Origin of the sequence: Coraliomargarita parva (genome assembly GCF_027257905.1) — a bacterium.
Classification (GTDB): Bacteria; Verrucomicrobiota; Verrucomicrobiia; order Opitutales; family Coraliomargaritaceae; genus Coraliomargarita_A; species Coraliomargarita_A parva.
This window is the reverse complement of sequence record NZ_JAPZEI010000003.1, coordinates 152,404-165,508: the sequence shown is the minus strand read 5'-3', so window position 1 is coordinate 165,508 and position 13,105 is coordinate 152,404. Positions and strand designations below refer to the sequence as shown.

The following is a 13,105-nucleotide window of genomic DNA, read 5'->3' as shown; positions in this document are numbered from 1 at the left end:
CCCCAAAGATTTTACCGACGAACAAGCGATCTCGTTACGGAAGATCGCACACGATACGATGCTACAGACTCAAAACGCCGAAGTGATACCAGCGGGCGCAGGCCTTTGGTAGTCTTAGCCTCGGTCTTCTGATGGAGCCCGTTTCCAGAATTTTCGATAGGTTCGACTAAAGTAAAGTGCATCCGGATAGCCTGTGCTCTCGGCAACTTCTTTAATACTCATCTCCCGCTTGCTGAGGAAATATCTAGCTGCCCGCATACGCAGCATCGTAAGATACTGGTTCGGACTAAAGTGCATCTGACGGCGAAACAAATTCCTAAAGTAATCAGGGTTGAGTGTAAGCTGCTCCTGAAGTTCAAATAACGCAGAGGGCACAGCGTAATGATCCTGCAGCCAACCGACGGCATAGTTCACCTCTGGGTGCCGACTGGATGTTATGGAAGTTAAGGCGTCGGTCGGAGCCGACAGAAAAAACCGGGCTAAGATCGCCTTCATCTCGCCTTCCAAAATCAGTTGCTCCTCCTCGGAAGCCTGCCAGAGGTCATACATTCGAAGTAGCGCAGCCTTAAGCAAATCAAAGCATTCGGGTTGACTGACGACGGCATTCACCGAACTCAGCAAGCCCTCGCCCACATTGAACACGGCCCATGTTAGCTCGGCTGGCTTTCCTCCAATAACCTTCCATTTTCGCCAGGTCCATTGAGGCACAAATAAAACTGTTCCCGGAACCGCAATGATCGGATCACTATTCTCAACTTCGTAGCATACTCTACCCCGGATAAAAGCGATGATACGACTCGAAGGAACCACTTGGGATTGGGTAAAACGGGATTGAGGAAACACGGAGTGATTCACCTCGAGAAACTTAAGCCGGCTCAGCAGGATCTGCCCGAGCAAAGACTCAACGGATGAGTTCATAGAAGTTCAATCCATCCCAAATACTCTGTTTTGTCCATATAAATTACCAAACCCAACGTAGACGCCAAAGTGCCCATTTATTATGATAACAATTCACCCGAAAAAGTCCTTATTCCAATGAAACTCCATCCCAAGCACTCCATCTGCATATTACTCGCCTGCTCCAGCCTCTCGGCAGAAAATATTCTGCTGAACTTCGGAGCAACGAGCTACAACGGCACAAACGCTCCCGGTCACTCTACAGGCGATTTGACTGGAACCTACTGGAACACGGTAGCAAGTGATACCGCCTCTGGCATCGTTGATGAAAACGGTCTGGCCACTGACATCGCACTGGATTTCGGAACATCCGCAAGCAATGGCAGCACGACTGTCAATTATTCCAATGCAACAAAATCCTCCGACTACACATTTAATTCTGCTTACGACACGTTCATCACACTGTTTGATACAGGCTTGGGCTCAAGTAATGCGGTACGGGATACAGGCACGCAACTCGGCATTGCCGTAGCGGTTTCCGGCTTGGATCAAGGAGAGTATCGGTTCTATGTAACAACTTTCCGGGGCGATTCGGATTCAAACACGCAACGGGATTTCGATCTTTATGCAGGTACCTCGACCGATGCCATGACGGATTTCTCGGGCAGTAGCATCGGGACAATTATCAATACGAGAAGCGGCCTCTCAAATTGGTCAGAAGTGGATAACTATCTGACTGGCACATTCACAATCGATGGAACGAATGATGTCTTCTCTATATTATCGGATTCCCCCAGTTACATCGGTGTACTCACATCACTCGAAATCGTCGCGGTTCCTGAACCTGCTCAGTATACACTGATCTTTTCGGCCATTGCAGTACTTCTTTTGGGATACAGACGCACTCAAAAGCTCGATAATTGAGCAGCCCGCTTACCCAATAGATAAAAGAGGGCTTTGGCACTCTTTCAGGATAGAGTCAGCTCTCAAAGGAAATGTGCTCTGGTTAATGAACACATCGCCTTTCCATTAACTGTAACGATGGATCCATCGTCACAGTTTGGCTGGTCAAACTGGCAAGAATCCAGTCAAGGCCTGGCATACCTAAATGTATCTGAATAAGCATTTTTATGTACGAGAATAGCATACTCGAAGCAGCGCGCAGCACCCCTGTATATGGCGAATACGACCTCTGCGTGCTTGGCGGTTCCTGCACTGGAGTGTTTGCCGCAGTCCGAGCGGCGCGCCTGGGACTCTCCGTCGCCTTGATTGAGCGCATGGGGAGCTTTGGCGGCGTAGCAACCCTCTCCATGGTCAACATCTGGCATAGTCCGCTTGATGAATGCTTCGAAAAACAGATTTTCGCCGGCCTATCAACGGAATTAATCGAACGCCTGCAACGACGTGACGCAGTCACGGTTCGCGAAAACGATCCCAATGCTGCCTGGGTCTTCAATTCCAGTGAGATGCAAATCGAGTTGGATGAACTCGTGGACGAACATAAGATCACTCCATTGCTCCACACCGTCTGTGTCGCACCACATATTGAAGACGGTGAACTCACTGCGATTCTAGTGGAGAATAAATCCGGCCGAAGCGCCATCAAAGCCCGCTTTTTTATCGACGCGACCGGCGATGGAGACCTGTGCCAGCGACTTGGTATCGACACTTACCTCAGTTGCCATCGCCAGCCATCCACCACATGTGCTCTCTTTGACGGCATCAGCCAATGGGATAAGTCCGAATGGCAAGAACTCATCCTGAAGCATGGCCACGAATACAATCTGCCAGAAGGCTTCTCCTGGGGTTGCACAGTCCCCGGATCCGACCTCTTCATGTTTGCTGGCACGCGTGTCTATGACGATTGCTCAACTGCGGAAGGATTCACTCAAGCGGAAATAGAAGGTCGTCGGCAGATTCGTGCGATTCAGGATTTGCTAAGAAAATACGCACCGGAGCATCCGATCACACTACAGGCACTCCCTGCGCGTATCGGTATCCGCGAGACAAGACACATACGCAGCCATTATCATTTGACAGGAGAAGACCTTCTTAATGGCCGAAAATTCCCGGACGCCATCGCATATGGATCTTATCGTGTCGATATCCACCACGATGATAAGCCAGGGCTGATATTCCGCTATCTGGACGGACGTGAGATTTACATGCGTCCTGGCCATCCACCACAACATGGACGCTGGCGTCCCGAACAAACAACCGACCCGACTTACTATCAGATCCCCTACCGCAGTCTGGTCCCACGCGGACCATACGGGAACGTACTTGCCGCAGGACGCTTCATCGATGCCGACGAGCAAGCGCATGGAGCCATCCGCGTCATGGTCAACATGAACCAAACCGGCGAAGCTGCCGGCGTCGCCGCATTCATCGCACTCAAAGAAAACCGTAAGGCCTGCGACATTGATGTCGATCAACTCCGCTCAACTTTAAGCGATGGCGGATCTATCATGCTCTAGGAGCCTGGTCAGGGATGTATCTATTCTTTCCGGTGTAGGTTTCCCATCGGATTGCCCATGTTGCGTCAAATATTTACCGGGATAAACATTGAGCCGGATCATTGAGTAGCGGGTTTGAGAGAGCACCTTCAAACACTCGTCCACATGCCGACCTTCCATCCCGTTGATGAAGTTTCCGCCCCCCATGAAGTCCGTCACATCGCCTTTGATTCCGGCATGCGCAGTCAGGGCTAAGGCTGCTGTAAACAGAGTCTTAGAGATGAAAGAGACGATTCTAGAGTTCATACAGGTATCGTTGGTCTTCAATGTTTCCGAGACAGACCTAGCCACACTCGTGACGTATACGATGCGGCTAATACATAAATTAATCCCTTGAAATGTAATGCGTTGCATATAACTTAAGCCCCCTCGCTACGATTATCCTGAAAAATATAGAAATCCCATCATGCCCCTCCATCGCTTGCTACAAGGCACAGTTCTGACAGTCCTCTCCACCCAGGTCATTCTGGCAAATGAACCACCGAAAACAGCCGGGGCGATCACTCCTGAGAAAGTCATGCATCTGAGCGAGTTTGGTGGCATCCCGAACGACCCAAAGGACGACACTCAGGCCCTCAACGCCGCGCTCCAAGCAGTCAGTGAACTCGCACCGGCGCAGATCATACTCAAATTGGATGCCGGCCGCTACCTGTTCTCTTCAGCCGACGTGCCACCGCATCGTGGACATGTCATACTCGATGGTTTGTCCAATCTGACGTTATCCGGTGTTGGACCTGAAACCGAGTTGATCATGACCGACACTAAAGCCAGCGGAATCGTCTTGAGACGCTGCGAGAATGTGCGCATCGAACAGCTCAGTGTCGACTACGACCCGCTTCCACACACTCAGGGAACGATCATCGCGGCCGATCCTGACAAACGCAGCTTTGATGTCGAAATCGACCCTGGCTTCCCCTCCCCGCTCGATGAGCATATTGTCACTGAGACTTGGAGAAAAACACGCGCCTATCTCTTTAAGCCCAACAGCACCGAACTGAACACACTCTTTTTTGACCAGTATCCCGCCTGGGCCTCAAAAGGAGTCGAAGCCAGAATGACTCATCTTGGAGGCCATACCTTTCGTTATCATTCCAGAAATCCGGTTCAGGATAAGTTTGTCGGCTACCGGGTTGCCATCGTCGGTCGTAGCAACAACGACGCCTTCATTTTCGAAGAGTCGACCAACTGCAGCGCGGTCTCCGTCGACCTCTACAGCGCCCCCGCTGCGGCCTTCAAAGTTCGCCATTCCAAAGAAGGCACGACCATCGACCACTGTAGGGTCATCCCAAAACCCGGAACCACACGCCTACTGGCATCCAATGCCGATGCCCTTCATGCCAAGTTCAACCGAGGCGGCATTCATCTTCATAACTCACGCTTCGAAGCCAGCGGCGATGACGGCGTCAACATCGGCGGCGCCTACCAAGCCGTCTACGAACAAGCGGATCCTCATACATTGATTATCCAAGCTCACAATACTTACAAAATCGGCGACACGGTGACACTGACCGACACTGTATATGGCTCGGTCATCGCAACCAGCACGGTCAAGGCGGTCGGCAATGAGAAGTGGAAAGGAAAGATTGCCGTGCGTATCACCCTCAATGAGCCCGTGGAAACAACCAGCACAGTCGACGACGGCACGCCATATAAGCAAGCCAACCAGCTCACCAGCATCGCCACTTCCGGCCAGAATTCTACCCTCATCGGAAACGATTTCATCAACATCCGGGGACGGGGTATCATGATGCATGGCGATAACTCGGTGATCGAAGGCAATACCTTCAAAGGTTTCCGTGGACCAGGCATCGTCATCGGCCCGGACTTCTGGTGGGGCGAATCATCATCCGGTAGTCATCTCAAGATTCTCAACAATCACTTCGATGACATCTATTGGAATAACATCATCGCCCACGGGGGTAAAAAACTTAGCCACGATTACCCCGCAGCCTCCAGCGACATTCTGGTTGAGGGCAATACCTTCACCAAGTATGGCCGCCCTAACCCAATCCCCGGTCGCGGCGTGGTCGGACCGATCCTTTCCTTCAGCAACGCGAGCGACGTCGTCATTCGCAACAATGTATTTGGCAAGCCGCACCCCGAGTCGAAAGGCGGCCCGCTTGTCGTGCTGGAGAAGGCGCGCGACATCGAGATCTCAAAAAACACTTTCGAAACCGACAAGGAGAACTGGCTGGAAACCGATGAAGACGTCGATCTGCAAAGCATCCGAATCGACTAAATCGATCACCGCCCTGCCCCAGTCCAGCAACAAGCGATTTAATTTACTATGAAGTCTAAAGCACTGATCCTGATTGCCGTCCTTGGCGCAATTGCCACCTCCCATGCCGAGATTAAAATGCCCAGCATCTTTGGCCATCGAATGGTCTTGCAGAGAGACATGCAGACCCCGATTTGGGGCACCGCAGATCCGGGTGAAGAAGTGATCGTGGAGATTGGCGAGCAGCGCCATCAGACACAAGCAGACGCCCAGGGCGCTTGGAAAGTATTGCTCACACCGATGCCTGCAGGCGGCCCCTACCTCCTCAAAGTCAAAGGAAAGAATACCCTCACCTTCAATGACGTTCTCATGGGCGACATCTGGATTTGCGCCGGCCAATCCAACATGCAGTGGCCGGTCATGTATAGCAAGAATGCGCCGCTTGAAATTGCCACTGCCAACTATCCGGAGATCCGCTTATTGACCTTCCCCGTCCAAGGCAGACAAGAGCCACAGATCTATTTCAAAGAAACCTGGCAAGCATGCACCCCTAGGTCCGCGAAAGCCTTTTCGGGCGTGGGTTACTTCTTCGGACGCGACATTCACAAAGCCACCAATGTGCCAATCGGCTTAGTCGACATCTCATGGGGTAGCTCAGCAATCGAGTCCTGGATTGATCGTGAAACACTTGAAGCAACCGGTGTCTCAGATGAATACATAGCCACCAAAGAGAAGCGAGCAGCTGAGTATACCGACGAGGAGCATGCAAAGCGCGTCGCCGAATACCGGACAAACATGGAAGAATGGAAACAAACAAAATCCGGTCAGCGTCCGGAACCACCAAAGGATCCGCGTTATAATCAATACCGCCCGGCCAACATCTACAACGGCATGCTCTATGGCGCGATTGGATACGGCATCAAAGGCGCGATCTGGTATCAGGGTGAGTCCAATGCACGCAATGCGGAAGCCTACCATACACTTTTCCCGACCATGATCGAGATGATGCGTGAAGACTGGGACCAAGGTGATTTTCCTTTTTACTGGGTACAGCTAACCAGTTTCCGTTTTCAACCAAAGGAACCAGGTAACGATAGCTGGGCACGTCTACGTGAAGCGCAAACCATGACGCTCGATAAACTCCCGAATGTTGGACAAGCGGTCACCTTGGACGCGGGCGAAGTTTATACCATTCACCCTGAGGATAAACAAACTGTTGCACACCGTCTGGCCCGCCTAGCCCTGGCAAAAGATTATGGTTTCAATGAGATCCCCTGTGAAAGTCCCCGTTTCAAGTCGATGGAAATCCAAGGCTCCAAAGCGCTTCTCACTTTCGACCATGTCGACAAGGGACTACACGCTTATGATTCCAAGGAGGTCAAAGGTTTTGCCATCGCAGGCGAGGACATGAACTTCGTCTGGGCAGATGCAAAAGTCACAGGCAAGGACAGCATCGAAGTGTGGAGCGATTCGATCAAAGCCCCTGTCGCCGTCCGCTATGCCTGGGCACAGAATCCGGATGCCAACGTCCGCGATCGTAATTCGCTCCTGCTGACACCGTTCCGCACGGATGACTAGGTAAAATAGACGGCACAATCCGAGCTAAGCAGTCTCGGCTTAGTTCGGATTGACTCAAAAAAAGATGAGCTGAACCGTTAATGGACGTGAATGAACGTTAATTTTTTATGTGTGGATAAATTTGCTTATTAATAAGCGTGAAAAATCAACCACATTGACAGCATCTTTCAGGTGCTTCGGACTTCCGGGCACAAGAACTGTCAACCGAAGGGGCAAATCCAAATAACAATCCCCCTAATTAACGTTCATTAACGTCCATTAACGGTTCCAAAAATAGAGTCTGGTTTGAGGTGCCTTAAAATATAATCCGCGGCCATTCGGTTGATCGCTTCCATACTGGGAGATCGATTCGCACCTGAAAAACCATGCCGCGCTTGGTGCACGGTGATCAGCTCCGCATCGGCGCCAATCGCTTCGGCACATTCCATATAATACTGTGATAAACCGATCGGAAGGATCTGATCTTCGTCGCCATGTAAAAGTAAAGTCGGTGGCGAATCTGCTCTCAAGTGCTCCGTGGGACTCAGCAGCTTGGCGCGTTCCGGAAAATCTTTGGCCAATCCGCCAATCATCGGAACCATACGCCCCGGATTCTCGAAGTTACTCCCGACGAGTAGCTCCGGATTTAGAAAGGTCGTCGCGGGATAGTATGCGAGGATACAACGAAATTTCGGATCATAACTGATTAAATCCGAATCCCCTGGAAAGAGATCGTTTGCAGCAAGCCCAGTCATCAAAGCTAAATGCCCGCCAGCAGAACCGCCCCAGACCCCCATCCGGTTTGTATCCAAATTATAGGTATCGGCATGCTTTATCAAAAAGCGCGCCGCATCCTTGCAATCCACAACACAATCAATCGCGTTCGACTGTCCTTTGCGCGTCAGACGATAATCGATGGCGGCGCAGGCAATCCCCTGATCCAGTATCTGCCGAAGCGATGAAAGAAAGACCGGACCGAAAATCTTGTATTTGCTACCACCTCCCCAGCCACCGCCGTGCGTATAGAGCATGACTGGCATCGGCCCCTCCACCTCCCGATCCGGGAGAAAAAGAATCATTTTTAAGGATTTCTCTCCAACCTGTTTATAGACGACATCCGTCTTCGCATGGAAGCTTTTCAGGATGCGCTCGTTGCGTTCCGATGCCGTCTCAGCTTCACTGCCGACTACTGGGTTCAACGCCAAACTCGCGAGGAAAAAGATTAAGAACAAAGACTTCATTATAGATCGATTACTTGGTTGGGATAAACAGTGATTAGTTTCCAGTCTTCCCCCTCCGTGACTCGAACCGTCAGGGGGATGTTGTAGACCGAAGTATCGAGTTCGGTTCGGATAATAAAGCGGTGCCCATCTTCAAGCCAGTGCAACTCGGAAGCATTTCTGAGCTGCGTATACATGCTCACTTCGCCGAATGTTGCAATCCATAGATCTTCGCGATGCGACTGCAACAAGTCCAATAAGGCAGCAAAATCTGCCTCCCCATTGGGCAACGGATCATATCCATGATAATCCGGTATAATTGCATGGAGCATAGCCACACCCCAGGCTCGCTTTTGAGTGAGCCGTTCAACCCACGCTTCGGCATGATGGATTCGGAAGTTCCGGCCAATTCCATACTGCTGAGTCCGTGCATTCAAGTGAGACGCCATCACATAGCCCAAGGACTGCTCATCATAGGCATTCCAAGGAAAAGCAAAACTCACCGGACGTATACCGACTTGCTCTTCGATCATCGCGGCAGCTTCAGTCACCTCTGTGTTCAGGACGGCTTCGTTCTGCCCGACTAGCTTGATCTTATGTGAAAGGCTGTGATTGCCGATTTCATGGCCTTCATCGGATAGTTGAGCAATCTGCTCCCAACTCATTTTCTGAGCCAGCGAAGGATCTGACCGGCGCTCCAGTGCTGTATTTGCAGCATTGGTCACCACGAAGAAGGTCGCCGGCATTTGATGTTCATTCAGTAAGGGACGGGCAATCGTGTATTGATCCAGGATGCCGTCATCAAACGTCAAACTGACCGCAGCCGCTTTGTTGTCCTTGAACTTGCAGATAGAAAGCTCGATCGGATCCGCGTAAAGTAGACTCAGCATTCCCGACATAAGCATACCAATAGACATTAGTGACTTGTTGAATGGATATCTTCTCATTTGGCCGTAGCGTCTGAGCTTGCTCAGGCCATCGACGCACACAGCAAGCATCGGGCGCGAGCGAGCTCGCACACTACGTCTGATTACGTAATCATTTTTGCACTTGTTCACGAAACAAGACACGAGGGACTTAGGGAGAAACGATAGCATAACTATTTATTCTACTAGATGAAGCTCCCCCATCAGGTGGGGACTCAAGTTCGGTTTACCATAGACGGTGGGCGCCCATTGCATCGGCACCATATACCCGCGTGCCTTTTTACCGGCTATCGGTCGCCCCCACCGTTCGTAGCGGATAAAATTTGCATGTAAAACCAGCCCAGGCTGCAGCTGTCCATTATAGTCATCAGCTTCATAAAGCACGCTAGCGGGGATCGCCATTTCCACCACCCAAGTGGCATCGTCCTGAATATGGGCTGAAGTGCGCAACCCATCACAATCCCAGCCCAGATTCACTTTACGTTGAAGCTGGATGGATTCATCGGACATCACACCATCGGCATACCATTTCGCGTCCCCCGTGACTTGGTAGCTTAGATCCAAGATCTGATTTAGCGGGGTCACTTGGACTTCGAACCACTCACGCTGCTGACGGGCCGGATCAAATAATACTTCCACAATATCACCATTCTGGTGCTTATTGTCGCGTCCCATATACGGGACCACCAGAACATCATCCTCACAGACAAAACGGATAAATAATGCCTCCGGAGCCCAGAGAAGTCTAAGTTCTGTCGCAGAAGTTGCTAAGTCCTTTGTGTATTTGGAAGCAACCATCGGTAATTCCGGAACGACAACCGCTTGTTGCCATACTGGATCATTAGTGGATGCGTCCACATCGGGAAGCAACTTAGCTTGAGGAACTTCAAGAACCGGAACCTCCTCCCGACTGACTGTGCCATAGGTCGAACGAAACAAGTTTTGACAGCCCACATTGGAGAATACTCCAAAGCAGATCAGTAATAGGGGAAGAAAATTTCGATAAATCATTTTTGATTTTGTGGGAACGAAGTAGTCGGTATGGGGCCTCTATCCATTGATTCGAGCATTACCTCGAAAATACAACCTGCATAATACAATGCATTTCATTTGCAAACCTGCAATCATTAGAATCCTTCCCCCCTTCCCCACTACCGGAATATCGTCCCACCCCTTGAGGCCATTAGTGATTACCAAGCCTTTCACTACCGAATAAGCTTTTCAGCAAATATCGGCACCTTTCATCGTCAGTTTAGTGGCTCAGCAATAGAAAATCTAAAAAACGCCTCAGTCTGAGTGTCTGATAATGAAAACTCCCAGAGGATTTGTTCAATGTCATCATCCTCGATTTCCCACTGGTTCAGCACAGTTGGTTCCGGCAAAGACATGATTTCCCAAAGGTTTAACGTTGAAGACGTCTGTAGCCACAGGTCGACTAAAGCGTGCTTTCGCCGGTTGGCTGTTATTTGAATCGTGGGACTCCCACCAGACCAGCTAACATCGTAACTGAAAAGCGATCCTCCCTCGTTTTCTATGGGCGAACGAGCAAAGGCATACTCCAGGATGTTGGAGAATCCGTCAAAATCATAGTCCATTTCGGGTTCTGCACTCGAATTTGAAAAATCAGGGTTCAAATGTTGGTTCCATTGCTTCCAAGTCGCGTATGATGCGCTAACCAAGCTTCTTTTATTGATAAAAACTTCGAGATCATCGACTCTGATAACACCAGCGTTTTGAGTTTGAAAAAAGCCGATTCCCTGGAGGAGGCCTGACGGTATGGCGCGTGGATCTTCCTGTGCCTGTTCCAGTAATCCGGATGCATCAAAAATCATTTCCCGCCATTCTTTGGCATCACGATTCATGATCAAATTCTCCAATTCAGCGCTGCTCCAGTCACTCGAAATGGCGCCGTCAATCGACATTGAAAATGGCTGTGAGTAAATATGCCAGGTATCATCTATTTTAAGTGCCAAATATACGCTGTCTGCCGCGAGACTGTTATTCAGAGTAAACTCGATACGCTCGATCAAGGTGACGGGTATCGCAGGCACGGCATCCGTCCAAGCGAAGCCTTGCTTGCCGGCCGACGTTTTGGCCAGATAACCGGCCCCCTCTGTCCCCGTCCCGACGCCGGAACCGAGCAACCATCCATTTGAAATCGTTTCGCTTGCGTCGGTCACCGCATCTTCGAAAGCACACCAGCTACGGGTCGAAACACTTCGGTCGGAGCCGCTGGCGTTACGAAAGGAGAAACGGATGACAGGCTCACCGAACGGCACAGAAACGGCATGCAAGATGAACAGTTCATAGGGCGACAAGGCCCGGTCGAAAACGGCAACTCCACCAATCTGACCTTTATACCAGTTTGACATTCCATGTGTCAGACGCACCGCCCCCACCGTAAAGTCACCGCCATTAGATCCCAAACCATCCGGGAAATAATACGGGTTCTTCGCATAGGTGATCCCCTCACCAATACTGGGTCCCGGTTCCGTATATTCGGGCCGGGCTTCGAATTTGGCATTGAGATAGGAACGTGCATATTCACCGTCGTAGGTGAAAGCCGCAGTCGCCCATTGACCGCCCAACACTTCAGTGAGATTCGCGGAATAGTCCCGACTGTAAGGCAAATACCCGCTCGATAAGACCTTGGGCGAAGGACCGCCATACTGTGATACGTGTCCGCAAACATTCCTGTAACCACCATACGCCGGGAGATTGATGAACAAACCATATTGGCGGCGGGGATCGTTGTTATCCTCCTGCCAAATACCGGAAACAAAACCGGCATTGCCCGTCGTAGTCCACTTTACCCAGGAAACCACAGTGAGCTCGGCATCGTCGCCCGCGATATCGAGTGCGCCAACTGAAGCATTAGGTAGGCTCAGATAAGTGGAGCTACCATTGAAGGAAGCCGAATAACCGGAAAAAGGACCTTCACCCACACGGGAAACGGCAGTGCTCCCACCATCTGTCAAAATATAGTCACCGACCTCGGACACACGCACATCTCCCTCGGCTTCTCCGAATGTCCAGAAAGCAACCAGACCGGGCATACTTTTTACGATTTCCGTAGGCTCTGGCATCTCGGGTGGCACCTCCCCCAGCAAGCGAAGCTCATCGATACGGCAAACCGTGCCAGGATCGTCATGCTCGATATAAAAGCCGATCCCGTCGATCGTCAGATCAGTCAAATCTTCTTCCGGCGACTGCCCCGTCAGGCCGAGCGAAATCCCCGGGTCCAAATCAAGAATCTGCCAATTCGCGGCCTCCACATCCAGCTCAACCGAGATGGTTTCCGGTGCGCTCTGAAAGTCGGAAATCCCCGCAAATGCCGCAGTCGAATACACCTGCTCTCTGGCATACCAGACATTATTTTGCCGAACCAATAGTCGCACGGATACCGAAGGCAGCGAGTTGCCCATTTTCCATGAGACCGCAGCGACATCCTGGGCGTCAAAGCTATGGATGGCCGCCCAGGCAGTTTCGTCCGCAACGGAAAAAAAGTAACCACCACTGCCGTCCGGGCCGGTGACACTGGCGATGCCAATCCGGTCTCCGCTCGCCGGAGTCTGGTCGCTATAATCTTCCGCTTCCGCTCCATGATAGGCCGACCAGTCAACGCTGGACAGCGGCTGGTTGGTATTCGTCGAGTTGGCAAAATCCTCGGCCCCGGCTTGCAGCAGAGTTCCCGCAATCAATACGAACGAAAGCACGATGAACTGCCAGCAGCCTCTGAAACGAAAGGCGGCGTATCTCATCCAAACGAAT

9 protein-coding genes are annotated in these 13,105 nt (G+C 51.1%); 4 read left to right on the top strand and 5 right to left on the bottom strand.

The window, feature by feature from the left end:
* Positions 1-114 precede the first annotated feature (114 nt).
* Positions 115-897, bottom strand: coding sequence for a helix-turn-helix transcriptional regulator (locus O2597_RS05170; protein WP_269523134.1), 783 nt, complete (start codon positions 895-897; stop codon positions 115-117).
* A gap of 138 nt (positions 898-1,035) precedes the next feature.
* Between O2597_RS05170 and O2597_RS05165 the strand changes: the two genes are divergently transcribed.
* The 4 genes from O2597_RS05165 (at position 1,036) to O2597_RS05150 (ending at position 7,209) form a co-directional block, all read left to right on the top strand.
* Complete coding sequence (locus O2597_RS05165) at positions 1,036-1,821, top strand: hypothetical protein (protein ID WP_269523133.1); 786 nt, start codon at positions 1,036-1,038, stop codon at positions 1,819-1,821.
* A gap of 206 nt (positions 1,822-2,027) precedes the next feature.
* Positions 2,028-3,374 (top strand): FAD-dependent oxidoreductase, encoded by a 1,347-nt coding sequence (locus tag O2597_RS05160; protein WP_269523132.1) that lies wholly within the window; start codon positions 2,028-2,030, stop codon positions 3,372-3,374.
* A gap of 445 nt (positions 3,375-3,819) precedes the next feature.
* Complete coding sequence (locus O2597_RS05155) at positions 3,820-5,652, top strand: right-handed parallel beta-helix repeat-containing protein (protein WP_269523131.1); 1,833 nt, start codon at positions 3,820-3,822, stop codon at positions 5,650-5,652.
* A 48-nt stretch (positions 5,653-5,700) separates the two neighbouring features.
* Entirely contained in the window at positions 5,701-7,209 is a 1,509-nt protein-coding gene (locus tag O2597_RS05150) for a sialate O-acetylesterase (protein WP_269523130.1), read from the top strand.
* Between the two features lie 248 nt (positions 7,210-7,457).
* Here the strand turns inward: O2597_RS05150 and O2597_RS05145 are convergent, their stop codons facing one another.
* From O2597_RS05145 to O2597_RS05130, 4 genes are all read right to left on the bottom strand, one after another.
* On the bottom strand, positions 7,458-8,429 hold the full coding sequence (locus tag O2597_RS05145) for an alpha/beta hydrolase (protein WP_269523129.1): 972 nt from the start codon (positions 8,427-8,429) through the stop codon (positions 7,458-7,460).
* A complete protein-coding gene (locus tag O2597_RS05140; RefSeq protein WP_269523128.1) occupies positions 8,429-9,325 on the bottom strand; it encodes a polysaccharide deacetylase family protein in 897 nt (298 codons plus the stop codon). Before O2597_RS05140 ends, O2597_RS05145 begins: the two co-directional genes overlap by 1 nt.
* Before the next feature lie 186 nt (positions 9,326-9,511).
* On the bottom strand, positions 9,512-10,345 hold the full coding sequence (locus O2597_RS05135) for a carbohydrate-binding family 9-like protein (RefSeq protein WP_269523127.1): 834 nt from the start codon (positions 10,343-10,345) through the stop codon (positions 9,512-9,514).
* Between the two features lie 236 nt (positions 10,346-10,581).
* Complete coding sequence (locus O2597_RS05130; protein ID WP_269523126.1) at positions 10,582-13,095, bottom strand: LamG-like jellyroll fold domain-containing protein; 2,514 nt, start codon at positions 13,093-13,095, stop codon at positions 10,582-10,584.
* Positions 13,096-13,105 lie beyond the last annotated feature (10 nt).